Here is a 17789-nt window from a genome sequence, read left to right as displayed (position 1 = left end):
CAGATTGGTGCTCCGATCCTTGAGATACTTCAGCCCTCACCAAGCCGAATTATCCCTGTTCAGAGCACCTTTCTTCATGAATGACACAGTCTCAGACTGAATTACGGTGAAAGCCGGAGGCTAGTCGATGCCGCAGTTGTGGCGGGCAGTTGGGTCGCAGATCGTCCCGTTCCGCAGCGCCGGGCGGATCGAGGCGCCGTTCGAGCCCGCAACAAGGGAACCCGCTACCCTCGCTGACTCGCCTGGCTGGAAAGCCGGCGCTCTTCCCATTGAGCTACACCCACTTGCATGGGCGCCTGGACTCGAACCTGGGTCTCCGACTTTTGCGAACAGTCCCGGGCGCGAACCGGACGGGCTCCTGACCTCACTGCTCCACGCAGGCAGTGTAGCGGGTTTCAATTAGCTCGATTGAATGGCGACGCGAACTATTTGCGCGTCGGGCAGAGTCGTCGCCGCGCCCCGATCTGCTAGCGATGGGGCCAGGGCGGGGCCAACAAGCCGGATCGATTGTTCTGAGTCGTCCAATCCGACCTCGTCAGTCTGGTGCGACCAGGACGAATGCCGTTCTCCCGGCAATCACTTCCATCTGAGAAGCGGTCGCCGGTTCGATCACAGCCCTGGCCACCATCTCTTCTTGGAGGTCAGGCCGTTTGCTCAGCTCAGTGCATCGGTCTGGCTGTCGATGCGGTCCCGAACGTCCGCCATGCGTGGTCCGGCGCACCGCTCGGCTCTTCATCCAGCGGGCAGCAGTCCCGCCACAACGGCATTCGTCGCAACCTCGATGAATGGCACGTCCAATCATTTGACTGTCCGGTCACTCTTGGGGCCGAGTACGTTAGTTACGCTCCGCTGATGTCTGTGCTCCAGTTCATAGCCTCGATGGTCAGCTCGATCGCTTGGCCCCTGGCGACCGTGGCGCTCGCCTGGTTCTTTCGTGGCCAAGTTCGCGATTTCGTGGCCAAGCTCGTTGCTCGCGTTCACGACCTTGAGGAACTGACGGCCCCAGGTGTATCGATGCGGTTCGCGCATCAGGTCGCCCAGTTGGAAGCTGACGCAGGTGGTCTGCCACCGCCGGCGCCGGTGAGCGAGACTCCGGGTTCCGACGCGCGGCCCGAACGAACTGCAATCGACGAAGAGTTCGAGGCCAACGTTCTACCGCGGGAACCCCTCGGAACAGTCATCGATGCCTACAATCGCGTCGTCGTCGCCGCGCGTGAAGCTCTAGTGCGCGTCGACCCGGCTGCCGTCGTCAACCCCGGAATGTCGCTACACGCAGTCGTACGCCGCTTTGACGACATACGCGGGCCGATCGACGAAGCCCTCAGCCGAGTGCTCGTCGATCTCGCCAAGATTCGTAACGAAGCGGTGCACGCGGAAGGTCGAGTGACTCGCGATAGTGCAGACAAGTACGAGCGCGTCGCTCAACGAGTCATCACGTTCTTCGATGCACAGCGCTAGTGGCCCGCGTTTGAAGTTGTTGGGCGGTGCGCTTCTCGAGAATCTGGTCGGCGGTTTTGGTCCAGACGAAGGGGCTGGCGCGCGGATTCCAGCCGTTGATGAATGTGCGGATCTTGCCCGTGAGTTCGCGGAAGGTGCCGCGGTGGATGGCTTGGCGTTCGATGGTGCCGAACCACACCTCGAGGAGGTTCATCCACGACGCCGAGGTCGGGGTGAAATGCACGGTGATACGAGGGTTCTCGGCGAGCCAGTCGCGGACTTCCGGCTTCTTGTGGGTCGCGTAGTTGTCCATCACCAGATGCAGGTCCTGATCGGGGTAGGCGCGTGCCACATGATGATTCGCCGCGGATCAGCTGGGCGGCGACCACCATCGCGAGATCGAACTTCAGATCGGGTTCGGTAGCCGGGCCGGGCTCGAACTGGAGCATCTGATCGATCCGAAGGCTCGCCAGCGTGTCGAGCTCACCAAGAAGGACTTCGACGACCAGCGGCGGTGTCTTGTCCTGGTCGATGTCGTCGGCATCGAGACGGTAAAAATCGTCGATCCCGCCGACCTTCCTGGGGCCGACCAGCTTCCACCGCCCGTCGTCGACGCGAATCGATCGGATCGAGCCCTTTCGGTCCGGCGCCCAACGCTTGATGTATGACTGCGGAACCAAATGGTGATAGATCGGCGCGTCGGATGACGACCTAAGCTCACTCGCGACGCGACCGACACGAGCGACCATTGCGCGAAGATCTACACTTTCCACGATGTGAGGATATGGCGGCGGAGGAAGCGAATCGCCGCTGCACCTACGCGGCCCTCGCTTCAGATCGGCAGATCCGGCGCCGGCCACCGCTCTCCCGAACGCGCGAAGTAGTCGTCCTCGTTGGGAGGCCCTACAGGTTCAGCGAGATCGCCTCATTCTTGAGAACAGTTTTCACGGTCTCCAGGCCAGGAGCACGCAGGCCATCGTCGGTGAGCTGGAAGCGATGCGGTTCGGCCCGCTTGCCGTCGAGAGTCGTCCCGTTGTATCGCCGACGCGGGTCGATCTGCACAGACAGCAGCCCGAACGCTTTCAGATTGCGGTGGGTGTCCCACGTGGCCCGGGTCAAGTCGTACTCGATCAGCCGGGTGTATGCGCCGACACGCAGATCGTGCGGCAGGTTTCCGCCCTCGTCCGGCTGGGGTGCGCCGAGCTGAGCTCTCAGATCGCGATACATCAACCAGTTGGCGATCTCCCGATTGGTCAGCGAGTGCACCCAGCCCTGGAGGAAGAACTCGACGGGGATCTGCAGCGTCTCCACGTGCGGGCCCGGTGGAGTGTAGAAGGGCGGCACGGTGCCATCGGCATTGCCGAGCTCGCTATGCAGGCGCACGTCGTGGAAGCGGGCGGAGCCACGACGACCGCCAGATGGGAGCGAGACCAGCCCAATGCTGGCCAGCGAGGCGAGCGCGCTGCGGATCTGACGCTGCCGGTTGGAAGCCGTCGTGGCCGCGAACTCGCCACCGTCGTCATCGACCTTGTGGGTGGCGTTGATGGCGATCAGATCCACGAGCCCGAACGGATACTCGTCGTTGCGGATGAACGGGATATCAAGCTTTCCCTTGCCATGCAGCGCTTTCGGGTTCGTCTGGACAAGGAACAGCAGCGTCAGCGCTGTACGCAACGCGACGCCTTTCGGGATGGCAGTCAACCGCGCAAGTGCGGGCGCGCGTGGGAGGTCCGGCTTCGGTCGGTCGACGATCTCGCCCGCGGCAGTGATCTCGATGTCCGTCAGCGGGTCGAGTCGACGGAGCACCCCCGCGCGCACCTCGATAGTCGCAGGGCGCAGGCCGCCGCCGTCGTACCACCGCCCCAGGCTCTGTCGGACATCCGCTTCAAGCGTCTTCTTCCCGTCGATTTCGATCGCCTGCAGGTTCGCCAACCGCGTCTCGCGATGGTCCCGTTTCTTCGACCCGGGTGTGCTCGCACGGGCAGTCGCCACGACCGCTCCTTCTAAGTTTGGACGTTTTGCAGAAAACGGATTGATGTGCCTAATTCGGCTCTTCTGGATATCTCATGGTCAAAGTTGATGCTAGGCGTATCAATCCGTTATCGGACCGGCTTCCACTGTACTCGACAACGCGCCGCAAATCGACTGAACTGGGGCTGCCCCCGACCTGTTAGCGCAGGCGGGGGCAGCAGTACGTCCAAATGTCCAAGCGCCAAACCAGAACATCGGAGCGAACATGAGCGTAACCCCGACGGATGCAAACCAGAACCCCCGCGACGACCCGTCCCCCGGATCAGGCGAGGTCGGCCCTCTGCCCGCGCTGGGGATGGCGGTCTCCTTAGCAACTGCGGCGGGATTTCTGGCCGGTTGGCCGGCGTCCGTGACCGTGCTCGGCGCGGTCGTGAGCCTGTTCATCGCCTACCGCCGGCGGTAAGGCCGTCCACGGGTCGAGGGGTGTCACTTAAGCCGGGTGGCGCCCTTCGGCGCGCAGGGCATCGACCGCCAAGACACCACCACCACCACCGATCGAGACACCTGGCGCGCCACCGTCGGGCACGGGGTGGAAAGCCGACGATGACTGTCTCGACCTGATCGCCATTCAGGGGCCGATCAGCCCGACAGTCTTGGCGCACTCCGCAGGCCTGCACCCGGCAACCGTGACCGGCGTCCTCGACCGTCTCGAACGTGCCGGATTCATCGGCCGCGAGCGTTCGCGCAACGACCGCCGCGCCGTTGTCGTCCACGCGGGGCCCGACCGCCTCAGCGAGGCCTACGGCATGAACGGCGAGATGGACGGCATCTGCGCTGACTACACCACAGCCGAACTGCAGGTTCTCGCCGACTTCTGCAGCGCTGCACTGACGCGGGCCGTCGCTCCGCCCGCAGACTCATAGACGACAATCCAACGTACGGCGAATAGCTTGAGACAGCGATTCTCGTGTACAACGACAACGCTCTCGGTGCGGCGCTCGCCACCGTTCGCGCTGCCGCGGTGGTGCTCGGTGACGAGGGGCATACCGCGACTTTCTCGACCAAGTCCGGCGCACGGTCTTCGGCGAATCCCGCGCGTGAGGTTTCGGACGAGGCCTAACCGTCGCGGGTGGCTATGTCGTCGTCTGAAAAGCGGAACGTCGCCGGTTCGATGGCGAGGATTTCACGGTTTCGCAATGTCGGTCCACTCGCGCCCCTCGTGCCAACGTGTTGTTCCGCTGCCGTCGACATACCAGCCTGGTTCCGGAGCGGCCGGATTCGTCGGCGGCAGCATCATGTTCGGTGGGTAGCGGGTGCCGCCGACACGAACCAACGCTCGCAGGACTAGAAGAATCAGGCCGAGAAAGGCGCCACCCACGACGAACACCCCGCGATCGATTCTGCGGGCAGACCGGCGAGTGCGAGAAAGAGTAGGACCGCTGCCATCCCGCCGATCACGATCCAGGCCTTGATCCAATCGCGGCGTTTCGCCGCTGCCAGTTCCTCGGGGCTCGGCGGGACTCAGCCGAAGCGATCGGCAGACGAGTTCATAACGTCGAATCCTTTGAAATCGTGCCGGCTCTAGCGTGTTGTGCGCTGCCGACACTCTTCGTACGTTCCGCCGGCGTTGAAGCAGTCGTAGAAGCCGCTCTGAATGTCTCCGGATGTAGGCGGTTCACCACAGAGGGTTCCGCATCGTATGTAGTTGGGAGCGAAGGAACCATCTGGGAAGCGACACACGTCGCTGTCGCAGGTATAGGGACGAGAGTTCGGATCTATTGGCATCAGATCTGGCGAGTAAGACCACACCCATGCGTCGGTTCGAGCCACACGAGTGCAGTAAACCGTTCGGCCGTCATGCAAGCGAGCCACTGCGCCGTGGTCTTGGCAATAGTCATTCAGGTTCACCAAAGGCGCCGGCGCAGCGGGGCCGGCGGATCCAGAGTCAATCCCTGGAACACGCGCCGCCGAACCGACACCGGCTGTTGTGCCTGCTGCGAACGCAGCTGCGCCGAAGACCAGACAGATCAGACGGGATGAGGTGCGCGCAAAGCGTTGGGAATACATCGACGGTCCTTCGAGATAGCTTCGAGGTCCCCCGACCGAGCGTAGCCGTTCGACAGTAGCGCTGACCTGTGACAACCACAACGGTCGACGACGTTCGACCGACTGGCCCGAACGTCGTCGACCGTTGCGGACTCGCTCAGCGGGATGCCGAATCGGCCCGCGTTCATCCTCCAAAGATGCAAGACACGGGTGCCGCCCTCGATGGCAGTGAGCTGAACTCTCGCTTGCGGAGCTCTGTCGCGGTCCTCGTCGCCGCGAAGATTCGGGCGACAGTGGATTTGGTGCAGGCCGATTTCACGGCCGGTCTGTCGCGTCGACAGTCCTTCGGCGTAGAGCTCGCGGATTCGGTGGTCGCGCTCGATTACCTCATCTTCCTTCGAGTCTTCGACAGATGTCGCCTGTCGTGCGACGGTGTCGCATGCGACAGTCGAGGTGTCGCCAGCCACGTGGTGGTGTCGGCATAGCTGACCGCGATGTCGCTTTCACTTGCTGTGGTGGGTGTTTGTACGAGCAGTCCGAGCGCATGCGTCGCGATAAGCCCGCTGATCGGCGCTGCAGTGGCAACCGCGGCCGCGACGACGGCCGGCACGACGCGCGACGTGGACTCGACCGCATGCAGTGCGTTGCCGGCAACGCTGACGGCGGAGAACAACCCGAGCTCACACCAGAAGAACGCGACTGTCGCGGATGCGACGGGGACACCCGACGCCCGACGACGCGACAGCGACAGCGACAGTAGCCTGAATGATCGCGCCGTCGACGAGCACGGGTCCGATCCAGGCGAGAGCGCGGTGTTGGCCGGCCATGGCGGCGAGCTCGTTGACAACGGCGAAGGACCAGACGAACGCGCCCGCCGCGATGACAAGAGTCATCGCAAGCGAGACGTTCTCTGCATTGATGCGGCGCATCATGCGCGACTACGTGTGGGCCACCGATGGGCCACGGCAGCCTCGTTGCGTGTGCTCCAGCCCGTCTGGCTGGCCCAGAAACGCCAGCGAAACCGATAACGCGGCAACCTATTTCGCGAGATTGCCTTTCTACGGATCAGGAGGTTAGGGGTCGAATCCCTTCGGGCGCACAACAAGAAACCCCCTCGGACGAGGGGGTTTCGTCTGTCTCACCTGGTCATTGGTGTCATTGCTACTATGCGGCAACACCGAGGGGGTGTCTGATGAGTCATAACCGCGCAGCCCTGCTCGCGATTTCCGCACTGCTCACGCTGTCCGCCGGCTGCGACACGAAAGCGCCGATCGACGAAGGCCCGACCGCCGAGGATGTCACGCAATCCACCGGCCTCACTGTCCAGGAAGCGACAAAGACTGCAGCGGAATTTGTTTCGCTCGTTGCCGGCGTTCCCTTCCAGCCCGACCCTACCGCGCCGAGAAGATCGGTTGCCGAACCAACGCCGACTCGCTGATGAGTGAGGGCCCGCCCTGGATGATCCGCATGACACGCACGGTCGACTATCCGCCGGCCGAATACATCCAGCAGGCGGTGCAGCGGATCGAATCGTTGACCGAGAAGGGCTTCACGCGTCAGCCCCGCAAGCGTCCGGACCCGGAACCAGCCAACGACCGCACCTACCGCGACGACCGCAACTACGTCGTGAGCACCCGCGCCTACATCGCGGGTGATGGACATCCAGTCTTCGAGATAGCCGCAACGACGCCATGCGCTGTTTGACCGGTTGTGTGTCGTCGGCGGGGCCGCGGTGCCGCAGACGTCGAATGTCTTTCCCTCGATAGGGATTTCGAAAGTCGACCGAGCCGGTCGGGCGTTGTAGCCGCCAGTCTCGTGATCGCATCGGCGCCGGTGCGACTTCTACCTTCCGCGTTCACGAAATTTGATCGACTCGTTCTATTTTCCAAAATCACTTGCGTGATGCAAGCGCCGTGTCGTAGTTTGACTTGCATCACGCAAGCGAACCTACCGAGAGGCAAGAGAATGAGCACCAGTTTCAGCACCACAACCACAGTCGCGGGATCACCTGCAGAGGTTTTCGCCGCCGCCCTGAACACCTCGGCCTGGTGGAATACCGCGATCGAGGGCCGCACGACACACGTCGGAGATGAATTCGGATTCGAGGTTGCAGGGCTGCGCCGCACCCGCATCCGGGTCGCCGACGTCACCCCGAGCCGGCGGCTGGAGTGGCTGGTCGTCGAGAACAACTTCGGATTCGTCAGCGATCAGAGCGAGTGGGTCGGGGACCGGATGGTGTTCGACTTCGAACCAGTCGAGGCAGGCACGAAGGTGACCTTCACTCAGCACGGACTGGTGCCGGAGTTGGAGTGCTTCGACGTGTGCTCCAACGCATGGGGCTTCTTCATCGGCGCCAGCCTTCGCCAGCTCGCCGAAGAGGGGCAGGGCTCCCCTGAAACCAATGCCGGGCAAGCAGCACCCGCCGAACACGCCCGCGCCGCCGTCGACGCATTGCGCGACAACAGCGTCACTGTCGACGCCTGACGCTCGAACTCGACGACGTCTGACCGAGCTCGACCGACACAAACCCGATATTTATGCACTGCAACAACATTCGACAACTGAGGAGATCATCATGGCAACGCTGAAGCCAAGCAGCATCATTCTGGGAAGCCGCAGCCGGCCAGACTTCGTGAGTGGTACCTGAGGGTGCTCGCTCCCGAGCGTGCCGCCGACATGCCCGCCTCCACGCACGGCGGCGAAGGACCGATACACCTCGACGGGTTCATTCTGGTCATCGAAGGACGCGACGACATCGACACGGTGAATCCGCAACCCGGCCGAACGATCGTCAACTTTCACGTCGCCGACTTCGACGCCGCCGAGAAGCAACTGCAGGCTGCCGGTGTGGAATGGCTGACACCGGTTGCCGACCGGCCTTCAGGTCGGTTCGGCACCTTCGCCGATCCCGACGGCAACCGCCTTCAGATAATCCAATTCAAGTAGCATCATGCAAGTAGATTGAACGATAGCTGGAAGCAGCGATATGAGGTGATCACATGCTGGGGCGAACATACGAACGGGAAAACTGTTCCGCGGCACGCGCGCTGGAGGTGATCGGGGAACGCTGGAGTCTGTTGATCCTGCGAAATGCCCTGTACGCCGGCTCGACTCGTTTCAACCAGTTCCAGCGGTCGCTCGGCATCGCGTCGAACATCCTCACGACCCGGCTCGACTGGTTGGTGCAGAGCGGGCTTATGGAATCCAGATCGGCGACCGACGGTACCGAAACGCGCGAATACGTACTGACGGCCAAAGGTCTCGATCTGGAGCCGGTGATCCTCGCGCTCAGCGCGTGGGGCGATCGATGGGCCGCTCCCGACGGCCCGCCGATCATCTATCACCACAGCGACTGCGGCGGCCAGGTCCACCAATATCTGAAGTGCGATCGCTGTCAACAAGCACCAGAACCGGGATACATCACCGCCATGCCCGGCCCTGGAATGCCCGTCACCGCCTGACTGCGGCGGTGTTGCTGCCCGAGTGTGCACCTACTGCTGTCTCACTCGTCAGGAACGACAGAAAGTGCGCACTCGGCCCCGCGTCAGGAGGCCTTCGACGCTTTGTATTCGGATTCGAGCTTCTTCTTTACCGTCGCATCCGAGTGCCGAATGGCGATGGCAACGAAAGGTTCGATGATCTTGCCGAGGGCCTTGCCCGCAATGCCGCCAGGCAGCTCGTAGTTGATGTCGACGACGACCTCGCACTGCTCTGGTCCGAGCTCGTTGATCTTCCAGCTCGTACGCAGTTCGAAGCCCGAAACATAGTCGGTGCGAAGGCTTCCCGGCCGCTCGAACTCGACGATCTTGATCACCGAATGCAAAGTTTTGGGTCCGAGCTTCATGCCGCCGTCGTACACGGTGCCGAGGCCGTAGTTGGGCTCACCGACGACGTCGAGCTTGGTGATGCCGAAGATCCAGTCGCCCCCGTTGCGAAGATCGGACATGTAGTCGAACGCGTACTCGCGAGGTATCGCGAACGTCGACTCGTTGTGCACGTGGACCATCCGTCGTCTCCCATTCGATCGTGCTGACCGGCGTCACAGTACCCAATCTCGATGCGGGCCTTGCAGTCAGACGATTGCGTCTGCCTCGATTTCTACCAGCAAATCGGGTGAGATCAGCGCTTTCACCTCTACCATCGTCGCCGCGGGACGAATATCGGCGAACACTTCACCGTGCGCGCGGCCGACTTCCTCCCACCTGCTGATGTCGGTGACGAACATCCGCGTCCGGACGACGTTCTCGGGTCCGGCGCCCACCTCGGCCAAGGCGGCGACGATTCGTTTCAACGCTTCTCGTGCCTGCGCGCCGATGTCGGTTCCGCCGACAGCCGATCCGTCGGGTGACGCTGCCGTCGTCCCCGCGACCCAGACGAATTGGCCGACGCGGACAGCCCGCGAATAGCCGACGGGCCCTTCCCACTCCGATTGCGACGACACGTTTATGCGATCGGTCATGGCGCTGATCAAATCAGCTGTCGGTACGAGACGGCGACCGAATTCCGACGAGTACCGCCACGCCGAGCGTGACAATCCACAGCGACATCGCGCCGACCTGTCCGCGCTGCGCGTAGCCGAGGCTGTAGTCACCGTCCAGGTTGTCGGCGATCAACATCCACGCTGTCGTCACCGAAGCGATGACGAATAGCAGCAATCCGACTAGGCGCAGTACCCGAAACATGCGATATCGGAATGCCGCGACGGTGAACGCGATCATGGCGACAAAGATTGCGTTGACGGCAATAGTGCTGGTCAGCGCATGGATGTGATGAAGTTGGGGGAACAGTCCGCTCGGCTCGGAACTACACGGATGCTCGGGCGTCGCGATGCAGCCGATCGGCAGTTGGGAGTCTGCGATCGTGGCTGCTCCGAAAACCGTGAGGGCAATCCAGCCTGTTGTGGTGAGCGGCCGTCGCGGCAGCACAATCAGCGCGGCCAGCGCGGCGAGAATCATGAGCGTGCCGGTGACCGAGTCCGCAACGGAGAAGACGTCGCGGTACCGCTGCCCGACCGCATCCAGTTCGCTCAGAAACGTATTGCGCGGATCGAGGCCGGTTTCGATGAAGAACTCGAGGACCCACGACGAATAGGCGATCCCGCCGAGGATCAGCGGGATCGGCAGACCTGCTCGCAGCAGTGCCCTCATGCGTCGGCGCATGACGTACTCATCGCGTTCAGGGTAGAGCCCGGCCCACAGCTGCTTGAACTTTGTCTGCCGCGGCGGCCGGCGATTCGTGTTCCCACACCCGGACGACGTGCCAGCCCTCGGCGGTCAGCCGGTGGTCGGTATCGCGATCACGCGTCACGTTCGCGGCGAGTTTGTCGGCCCACCACGCGGCATTGTTCTTGGGGTCCGTCGCATGGTCGGGGCAGCGATGCCAGAAGCAACCGTCGACGTAGACGGCAACGCGACGCCGCGGAAAGACGAGGTCAGCGCGTCGACGTAGTCCCGGCAGCGGCGCCCGATCGACGAAGAAGCGGAGTCCCCGCCGGTGCAATTCGCGACGCAGCGCCACCTCCGGTTTGGTGTCGCGACGGCGTTGTTTGCTCAGCCGAGCGCTTGTCGCTGGGTCGGTGGACGGCACCCTGCCACGGTAGGCCTGCTCGTCAGTCGTCGGATTCCGGTTCGGACCAGGTGGGCGCGAATCGGTTGCGCCGCTCCACCTCCGCGTGGACGGAATTGACGAAATCGTCGAACGACAGCGTGATCGACTCCGGCGGTCGGCCGTTGCGCGGCGGCGCGTTCTCGACGTCGAAAAACCGAACCGAACCCTCGGTGTCGTACAACCCGATGTAGACCTTTTCGAACAGATCGTGCCGGGTGTCTTCGGCGCCGAGGTCGACCCACAGTTTGTCGTCGCCACCGAGCACGGGCCGTTTGCCGCGGCCGGTTCGCTTGGCCAACGTTGTGACGTGGTGCGCGAACGACGACTTGCCGATATCACTCGCCTTCGTCGGATCGCCGTCGTCGCACGTGGTGTACGGCTCGAACATCACCGCAACCAAGACGCTGTACGGCTGACGCTGATGCAACACCATTGCCTCGCCGCGCAATTCGTGATCGTTGCGGACGATGTTCTTGGTCCAGCGTCCCAGTTTGCCCGAGGTCGGGCTGTAGTCCTGGAAGCTGTAGGTCTTGATCGACACGCACAGCACCAGGCCGAGCGTCGGGTCGATCGACTTGACGTCCAACCGTTTTCGGCCTTTCGCGACGTCGACGGTCGCTTCCTGGCCTGCGCCGCTCGCGGTCGGTGTGATGTCCGGGTAGCGGGATCGAAGTGCGTCGGCGACGGTCTGCGCCAGATGATTCGAGAGGCGCTGCGCGTAGTTCTTCTTCTCGCCGCGGTCTGCGTCGGGTGCGGGTTTCGTACCGCTGAGGCGAAGTGCGCGTGCGAGAGATTTGGGTGCGGGCACCGGGAACAGCCCGTCGGTCATGCGGCGACTTCCGGGTAGCCGCCCATACGGTCCAGATGACTTTCGACGCCATCGAGGAAGCCCGCCGGAAAGCGGAGGTTGCCACGTCGAGTGCGACGAAGAAATCCTGCCGTTGCGCGTGCCGACAGTAGTCGTGAGTCGTCGAGAAAGCCGGAAAGGTCTTCGTAGGGTTCGTTGACCGGCCAGGTCGAGCAGTGGACGCGGTAGGCCTTGCCTTTGCTTCCCCATGCTGCGGTCGGCCAGCGTTGCCCGTGCTCGAGCAGGGTTTCGCCGGTGGCGTCGTACGGGATCGGGTTGTCGAGTCGATTGCCGACCCACGACGCCATCCGGACGCTCACCGCATTGCCGATCAGTTTCCAGCGATGACCTGGACGAACGCCTGGCGCATCGGTCGTGTGGGCCGTCCAGTCGGGGTCGAAACCCTGCAGCCGTTCGGCGTCGACGATGCCGGGGGTCACGATCTCGCCGGACGGCAACAACACGGCCGGCGGACTTGCGATGCCGATCGTCGAGCCACCTTTGAGTGTCGGCACGGCGTTGACTGCCCAGCCGAGGCCGCGGATGCCCTCGGTCCAGTAGAAGCCACACGGGTGCTCGTCGGCTTCGCCCATCTCGGTCGGCGCGGCGTCTTCACCGAACAGCACGGTGCGGGGATCGTCGGTTCTCGACGCGAGCATCAACACCCGCTGGCGACGTTGGGGGAGTCCGAAAGCACGCGCATCGACAACTCGATAGGCCCAGGTGTAGCCGAGCTCTTCGAGTGCATCGGTGATGTGTCGCATCGCAGCACCCTGGCCTAGTGCGAGCATGAACGGCACGTTTTCGATCAGTAGCCAGCGTGGTCCGCGTTTGCGTTTGACCAAGCGGAAGACCTCGTCGACCAGCCCTGATCTGGTGCCGCCGATGCCCGCCGTCCGTCCGGCCTGGGACAGATCCTGGCAGGGAAATCCTGCCGCGACGAGTTCGATTCCGGACGGCAACGACCGCAGTCGGGTGACGTCGGACTGCAGCGGAACGTCGCTGAATCGCGCTCGCAGGACTGCTTGCGCGCCCGCATCGATCTCGCACAACAGCTCTGTGCGCCAACCGTGCTCGCTGAGCCCGAGCTCCAACCCGCCGATTCCGGCGAACAGCCCGACCATGCTTGCGGCAGCCACGCACAACCCTTTCGAGACAGATAGTTCCGGCGATCTTGCAACGACTTCTCGAGGAACGTTACTCGAGCCCGCCGACAACATCGCGCAACGACGCAGCGTAAGGCCTTGACCTCAACCATGCTTCAGGTTCGAAACTGTTGTTGCAGGAATGAGGTGACCGGAAAATCGGTTGGTTCTGTCGGTACCCGGTGGGACCATCTCGCCAAGGGGAAATCAACAAGTCTGGGGTGTTCGGTGTCGGTAACGACGGAAGTGCAAACACCGGATTGGGATCTGCTCGATGCGCACAACGAGCGATTGCAGTCCGGCGTCGAGCCGAAGCCGCAGCCGGACCCCCGCAATTCGCTGCTGCGCTTCTGGCCGCACATCAAGCAGTTCCGCCTACCGCTCGGTGGATCCATCCTGCTGTCGTTCGTCGCGATGATGACCGGCATCGTGATCCCGTTGATCACCGCCCGCATCATCGACGGACCCATTGCGGATCGCCATTTCGGCGCCCTGTGGCTGCCGGCCCTTGTCGTGCTCGCGTTGGGTTTGGTCGACGCCGCAGGTGTGTGGGGTCGACGTTGGCTGGTCGCGCGCCCGTCGAGTCAATTCGAAATCAATATGCGTGCCAAGCTTTTTGCGCGCTTGCAGACGCTGTCGGTCGGCGTGCACGACGGGTGGGATTCGGGCCAGCTGCTGTCGCGGGCAATCTCCGACATGTCGACGATGCGCAGATTCGTCGCGTTCATCGCGCCGTTCATCGTGATCAACACCGCGACGGTGATCGTCGGATTCGTCGCGCTGTTCGTACTCGATCCCAAGTTCGGACTCGTTCAGTTGGCGATCGCAATTCCATTGCTGTTCTTGTGTATTCGCTTCGAGCGTCTGTACAGGGTCGCAGCACGGCGGGCCCAGGATCAGACCGGTGATGTCGCGACGACGGTCGAGGAGGCAGTGCAGGGCATTCGTGTCGTCAAGGCGTTCGGTCGCGCTGCGCACGTCGGCGGTCTGTTCACCCGGCAGGCTCGCGACCTGAAATCCACCGAGCTGCTCAAGGTTCGCTACGGCGCGTTCCTGTGGTCGGTGATGGTCAGTTTGCCCGCTGTGTCGATCGGTCTGATGCTGGCCGTCGGGGCGCACGCGATAGTCGACGGAACGATGACGCTCGGCACGTTGGTTGCCGGCATCACCTTGGCGACGTTTATCCAGTGGCCCGTCGAATCGTTCGGGTTCCTGCTTGCCGAGCTCAACAATGCGCGCACTGCTGCCGACCGGTTCTGGGAGATCATCGATTTGCCGGTCGACATCGGTGAGCCCCGATCACCGCGCGCGCTACCCAAGCCGTTACACGGCAACCTGCGCTTCGATCATGTGGGCTTCCGCTTTCCCGATGCCGAGCGCGCTCAACTCGACGATGTGTCGCTGACCATTGGACCAGGCGAAACTCTTGCGCTGGTCGGAGCAACGGGCAGCGGCAAGACGGCGCTGCTCAACCTTGTGCCGCGGCTGTTCGACGTCACTGCAGGATCGATCACCGTCGACGGCGTCGATATCAGGTCGCTGCGTTTGGAAGATCTTCGATCGATTGTTGCGGTCGCGTTCGAAGAGCCGGTGCTCTTCTCGGCGAGCGTGCGCGAGAACGTCGCGCTCGGCCGCCCCGAGGCGAGTGACGACGAGGTTCGCGACGCGCTGGAAGTCGCGCACGCGACGGAGTTCGTCGATGCACTGCCGTGGGGACTCGACACCAGGATCGGCGAGCAGGGGCTCAGTCTGTCCGGTGGGCAGCGACAACGCCTTGCGCTCGCTCGGGCTGTGCTGTCGAGGCCGCGGATCCTGGTACTCGACGACCCGCTGTCGGCGCTCGACGTCGATACCGAGGAACGTGTCCAGGCCGCGCTGCGACGCGTCCTCGAACACTCGACCACTCTGCTTGTTGCACATCGGCCGTCGACTGCCGCACTCGCGGATCGGGTGGCAGTTCTGGAGGACGGCCGCATCATCGAAACGGGAACTCACGAGCACCTGCTCGAAACGTCGAAGCGATACCGAAACCTGATGGGAGGTGTGCACAATGACCGACACAGCTGAAGCAGGAAAAGACACGGCGACCCAGCCGACTCCGATCGACCTTCGGAAGGAGGCATCCGCACCTGCCGCGGAATCGTGGCGTGGCGTCGCGAACGAGGACAAGGAAATAACCGCGGCCGGAAATCTGGTGTTGGCGAGCCGTTCTCGTCGCTTGCTCGCCTCGCTCGTGCGGCCGTACAAGCGGTCCGCGTTGCTAGCCCTCGCTATCATCCTGATCGACAACGTCGCGATGGTCGCGGGACCGCTGTTCGTCGCGTACGCACTCGACGTCGGGGTCGACAAAGCCCTCGGCGGCAATTGGGGTCCGCTGTACTGGGCGGTCGGCGGCTTCATCGGAATGGCAGCGCTCGGTGCTGCGACGACGTACGTCTTCCTGCGTGTCTCGGGCAAGTTGAGCCAGAGCATTCTCTTCGACCTGCGGCTGCGGGTGTTCGATCACGTGCAGCGACTCAGCGTCGGCTTCCACGAGAAATACACGTCGGGTCGGATCATCTCCCGCCTGACCAGCGACTTGGAATCGTTGGAGAGCTTGCTGGAGAGCGCACTCAACGACGCCATCAGCGCGATCCTCTCCGTCGTCACTATCGCGGCGATCCTCGTGTACCTGGATGTTCCACTGGCGCTCGTGGTCATGGCCGGTTTCGTTCCCCTGATCTACGTCACTCGCTCGGCGCAGCGTCGCCAGCGTGCGGGATATCGCCGAACCCGCGGCACCATCGCGAAGGTGGTCGTCCACTTCGTCGAGTCGATGGGCGGCATTCGCGCGGTGCAGGCGTTTCGCCGTGAGGTCCGCAACGAAACGATTCTGGCGGGCGAGGATTCGCAGTATCGGGCCGCGAACGCCGACGCGCTGCGCGGTATGGCGACCTATACGGGGTTGACCCGCCTGATCGGCAACGTCACGACCGCGGTCATCCTCGTCGTCGGCGGTTGGCGGGTGATCAACGGCCACGTCGAGGTCGGCGTGCTTGCGGCGTACCTGCTCTACCTGCGGCGGTTCTACGGTCCGCTCGACGAGCTTGCGCAGGTCTTCAACTCTTACCAATCGGCGGCTGCTGCGCTGGAGAAGATATCTGGAGTGCTCGAGGAAGAGCCGGAGGTCGTCGAGCCGCTGCATCCGCAACCGATCGGATCGGCAACGGGGGCAACGACATTCGGCAATGCCTGGTTCTCGTACGCCAACGATCCGAGCAGGCCCGTACTCCCGTCGTTCTCGCTGGACATTCCGGCGGGTCAAGTCATCGCGCTCGTCGGCGCGACGGGCGCGGGCAAATCTACTCTGGCGAAGCTGCTGGCACGCTTCTACGACCCGTCGGGCGGTGTCGTGAAACTCGACGGCATCGACCTGCGCGACATCAGGGACGACGATCTGCGTCGCAACGTCGTGATGGTCAACCAGGAGTCGTTCCTGTTCTCCGGTTCGGTTGCCGACAACATTCGACTCGGCCGGCCGGACGCGAGCGATGCGGATGTGCACGATGCAGCCCGAGCAGTGGGTCTGTACGACGTCGTGATGGCACTGCCGGACGGGTTCGACACCGATGTGCGACGCCGCGGTGGTCGGCTCTCGGCGGGGCAACGCCAGCTTGTCGCGTTCGCGCGCGTCTTCTTGGCGGCGCCTGCCGTCATCGTCCTCGACGAGGCAACCTCCAGTCTGGACATTCCGAGCGAGCGTCTCGTCCAACGCGCTCTCGAAACCGTTCTCCGGGACCGGACCGCGTTGATCATCGCGCACAGGTTGTCGACGGTCGCCATCGCAGATCGGGTTCTTGTGATGGATGGCGGCCGCATCGTCGAAGACGGTTCGCCGGACGAACTGATTGCCGGCTCGGGCAGATTTGCGCGTTTGCATGCGGCGTGGCGCGAGTCGCTGGTGTGAATGGGACGAACTTGGAAGATCTTTGCCACCGCTGGTGCTGCCGGGCGCTGCGTCGCATAACGTAGACGAGTGACCAATCCAGCTCAGGGGTCTGCACAGTCAGACGAAGCCGTCAGCGCTTGGCCTGCGATTCTGACATGGCAAGCCCACAACGCTCCTCGGATGGAATCGGTGCGAGTTCAGGTCAGCGGCAACCGAATAAAAGCGTCGGGCCGCATCATCGGTGGCAAGTGCGCCGACCACCCAGCGTTCAGCGCGTCCTACGACCTGGTGACCGACGAGAACGGCGTCACACGTCGGCTGTCCATGCGCACGTCCATCGCGTCGGGTGAGAAGCAGACTTCGATCAGCCGTGACGAAGAGGGCTACTGGATGATCGAAAGCGGCAGCACCCATCTGCGCTCGACGTTCGGTGGCGCGCTCGACGTCGACGTCGTGCTGAGTCCGTTCTTCAACACCTTGCCGATCCGGCGCTACGGCTTGCAGGCGGGTACGGAGGATCGGCAGGTGCCGGTCGTGTACGTCAACCTGCCCGACCTCGGTGTGCAGGAAGCCAGCCTCACCTACAGCAGCGGCAGCGATGGCATTCATGTGCTGTCGCCGGTGTCGAGTTCGTCGGTGACGGTGGATGCCGAGGGCTTCGTCATCGACTATCCGGGTCTCGCACTTCGCATCTAGGCGGCTCCGCCGCTCGTGCGTCTTTTCGGCGGGCCCGCCCACCAAAAAGAGGCTCTTCTGCTCTAACCGTGGGTCTTTCGGCCGGGTAGTTGGGGTCGGGCTCCGCCGAGGC

General features: G+C 63.2%; 22 protein-coding genes and 2 pseudogenes. 13 read left to right on the top strand and 11 right to left on the bottom strand.

Annotated elements, in window-relative coordinates; all coding sequences use genetic code 11:
- Window positions 1-852: 852 nt before the first annotated feature.
- Window positions 853-1458, top strand: coding sequence for a hypothetical protein (locus tag ACHIRB_RS21150; protein WP_395126379.1), 606 nt, complete (start codon window positions 853-855; stop codon window positions 1456-1458).
- Here the strand turns inward: ACHIRB_RS21150 and ACHIRB_RS21145 are convergent.
- The 3 genes and pseudogenes from ACHIRB_RS21145 to ACHIRB_RS21135 form a co-directional block, all read right to left on the bottom strand.
- On the bottom strand, window positions 1433-1789 hold the full coding sequence (locus ACHIRB_RS21145; RefSeq protein ID WP_395126377.1) for a transposase: 357 nt from the start codon (window positions 1787-1789) through the stop codon (window positions 1433-1435). The two genes, ACHIRB_RS21150 and ACHIRB_RS21145, sit on opposite strands and share 26 nt — an antisense overlap.
- A 61-nt stretch (window positions 1790-1850) precedes the next feature.
- Window positions 1851-2186, bottom strand: a pseudogene (locus ACHIRB_RS21140) (DUF4238 domain-containing protein); the annotation flags it as partial.
- A 154-nt stretch (window positions 2187-2340) separates the two neighbouring features.
- Window positions 2341-3369, bottom strand: coding sequence for a hypothetical protein (locus tag ACHIRB_RS21135; protein ID WP_395126376.1), 1029 nt, complete (start codon window positions 3367-3369; stop codon window positions 2341-2343).
- A gap of 304 nt (window positions 3370-3673) precedes the next feature.
- On the opposite strand from ACHIRB_RS21135, the gene ACHIRB_RS21130 reads away from it, so the two are divergent.
- The 3 genes from ACHIRB_RS21130 (at window position 3674) to ACHIRB_RS21120 (ending at window position 4528) form a co-directional block, all read left to right on the top strand.
- Window positions 3674-3871 (top strand): hypothetical protein, encoded by a 198-nt coding sequence (locus ACHIRB_RS21130; RefSeq protein WP_395126374.1) that lies wholly within the window; start codon window positions 3674-3676, stop codon window positions 3869-3871.
- A gap of 190 nt (window positions 3872-4061) precedes the next feature.
- Window positions 4062-4331 carry a MarR family transcriptional regulator gene (locus tag ACHIRB_RS21125; protein ID WP_395126373.1) on the top strand — a complete coding sequence of 90 codons (270 nt, stop codon included), beginning with the start codon at window positions 4062-4064 and terminating at the stop codon, window positions 4329-4331.
- A 44-nt stretch (window positions 4332-4375) separates the two neighbouring features.
- Window positions 4376-4528: a hypothetical protein gene (locus ACHIRB_RS21120; protein WP_395126372.1), complete on the top strand. Its 153-nt coding sequence runs from the start codon at window positions 4376-4378 to the stop codon at window positions 4526-4528.
- Window positions 4529-4591: 63 nt separating this feature from the next.
- On the opposite strand, the gene ACHIRB_RS21115 is transcribed toward ACHIRB_RS21120, so the two are convergent.
- The gene (locus ACHIRB_RS21115; RefSeq protein ID WP_395126371.1) at window positions 4592-4786 is read right to left on the bottom strand and encodes a hypothetical protein; all 195 of its coding nucleotides are present in this window, start codon (window positions 4784-4786) and stop codon (window positions 4592-4594) included.
- Between the two features lie 757 nt (window positions 4787-5543).
- Between ACHIRB_RS21115 and ACHIRB_RS21110 the strand changes: the two genes are divergently transcribed.
- A complete protein-coding gene (locus ACHIRB_RS21110; RefSeq protein ID WP_395126370.1) occupies window positions 5544-5939 on the top strand; it encodes a hypothetical protein in 396 nt (131 codons plus the stop codon).
- 195 nt (window positions 5940-6134) lie between these two features.
- Here the strand turns inward: ACHIRB_RS21110 and ACHIRB_RS21105 are convergent, their stop codons facing one another.
- The gene (locus ACHIRB_RS21105; RefSeq protein WP_395127770.1) at window positions 6135-6386 is read right to left on the bottom strand and encodes a DUF2637 domain-containing protein; all 252 of its coding nucleotides are present in this window, start codon (window positions 6384-6386) and stop codon (window positions 6135-6137) included.
- Window positions 6387-6646: 260 nt separating this feature from the next.
- On the opposite strand from ACHIRB_RS21105, the gene ACHIRB_RS21100 reads away from it, so the two are divergent.
- The 5 genes and pseudogenes from ACHIRB_RS21100 (at window position 6647) to ACHIRB_RS21080 (ending at window position 8915) form a co-directional block, all read left to right on the top strand.
- A complete protein-coding gene (locus ACHIRB_RS21100; protein ID WP_395126367.1) occupies window positions 6647-6892 on the top strand; it encodes a hypothetical protein in 246 nt (81 codons plus the stop codon).
- A 29-nt stretch (window positions 6893-6921) separates the two neighbouring features.
- Complete coding sequence (locus ACHIRB_RS21095; RefSeq protein WP_395126366.1) at window positions 6922-7158, top strand: hypothetical protein; 237 nt, start codon at window positions 6922-6924, stop codon at window positions 7156-7158.
- A 261-nt stretch (window positions 7159-7419) separates the two neighbouring features.
- Window positions 7420-7938, top strand: coding sequence for an SRPBCC domain-containing protein (locus ACHIRB_RS21090; protein WP_395126365.1), 519 nt, complete (start codon window positions 7420-7422; stop codon window positions 7936-7938).
- 141 nt (window positions 7939-8079) lie between these two features.
- Window positions 8080-8400, top strand: a pseudogene (locus ACHIRB_RS21085) (VOC family protein); the annotation flags it as partial.
- 53 nt (window positions 8401-8453) lie between these two features.
- Window positions 8454-8915: a winged helix-turn-helix transcriptional regulator gene (locus tag ACHIRB_RS21080; protein WP_395126364.1), complete on the top strand. Its 462-nt coding sequence runs from the start codon at window positions 8454-8456 to the stop codon at window positions 8913-8915.
- Window positions 8916-8998: 83 nt separating this feature from the next.
- Here ACHIRB_RS21080 and ACHIRB_RS21075 read toward each other — a convergent pair whose 3' ends face one another.
- From ACHIRB_RS21075 to ACHIRB_RS21050, 6 genes are all read right to left on the bottom strand, one after another.
- A complete protein-coding gene (locus ACHIRB_RS21075) occupies window positions 8999-9460 on the bottom strand; it encodes an SRPBCC family protein (RefSeq protein WP_395112997.1) in 462 nt (153 codons plus the stop codon).
- Window positions 9461-9526: 66 nt separating this feature from the next.
- Window positions 9527-9913: a RidA family protein gene (locus ACHIRB_RS21070; protein ID WP_395112998.1), complete on the bottom strand. Its 387-nt coding sequence runs from the start codon at window positions 9911-9913 to the stop codon at window positions 9527-9529.
- A gap of 13 nt (window positions 9914-9926) precedes the next feature.
- Entirely contained in the window at window positions 9927-10613 is a 687-nt protein-coding gene (locus ACHIRB_RS21065; RefSeq protein WP_395126363.1) for a DUF998 domain-containing protein, read from the bottom strand.
- Between the two features lie 16 nt (window positions 10614-10629).
- Window positions 10630-11040: a very short patch repair endonuclease gene (locus ACHIRB_RS21060; RefSeq protein WP_199704794.1), complete on the bottom strand. Its 411-nt coding sequence runs from the start codon at window positions 11038-11040 to the stop codon at window positions 10630-10632.
- 22 nt (window positions 11041-11062) lie between these two features.
- Entirely contained in the window at window positions 11063-11890 is an 828-nt protein-coding gene (locus ACHIRB_RS21055) for a hypothetical protein (protein WP_395126362.1), read from the bottom strand.
- Window positions 11887-13032, bottom strand: coding sequence for a DNA cytosine methyltransferase (locus tag ACHIRB_RS21050; RefSeq protein WP_395126380.1), 1146 nt, complete (start codon window positions 13030-13032; stop codon window positions 11887-11889). The genes ACHIRB_RS21055 and ACHIRB_RS21050 overlap by 4 nt, the downstream gene beginning before the upstream one ends.
- 249 nt (window positions 13033-13281) lie before the next feature.
- Between ACHIRB_RS21050 and ACHIRB_RS21045 the strand changes: the two genes are divergently transcribed.
- The 3 genes from ACHIRB_RS21045 to ACHIRB_RS21035 all read left to right on the top strand — a co-directional run bounded on the left by ACHIRB_RS21045 (window position 13282) and on the right by ACHIRB_RS21035 (window position 17677).
- Window positions 13282-15120, top strand: a complete 1839-nt coding sequence (locus ACHIRB_RS21045; RefSeq protein ID WP_395126361.1) for an ABC transporter ATP-binding protein — start codon at window positions 13282-13284, stop codon at window positions 15118-15120.
- On the top strand, window positions 15104-16999 hold the full coding sequence (locus ACHIRB_RS21040; RefSeq protein WP_395113003.1) for an ABC transporter ATP-binding protein: 1896 nt from the start codon (window positions 15104-15106) through the stop codon (window positions 16997-16999). The genes ACHIRB_RS21045 and ACHIRB_RS21040 overlap by 17 nt, the downstream gene beginning before the upstream one ends.
- 69 nt (window positions 17000-17068) lie before the next feature.
- Window positions 17069-17677: a putative glycolipid-binding domain-containing protein gene (locus ACHIRB_RS21035; protein WP_395113005.1), complete on the top strand. Its 609-nt coding sequence runs from the start codon at window positions 17069-17071 to the stop codon at window positions 17675-17677.
- Window positions 17678-17789 lie beyond the last annotated feature (112 nt).

The organism is Antrihabitans spumae (genome assembly GCF_043944905.1).
Classification (GTDB): Bacteria; Actinomycetota; Actinomycetes; order Mycobacteriales; family Mycobacteriaceae; genus Antrihabitans; species Antrihabitans spumae.
Note: the sequence above shows the minus strand (reverse complement) of the source record. Positions and strands in the feature narration are given on the sequence as shown.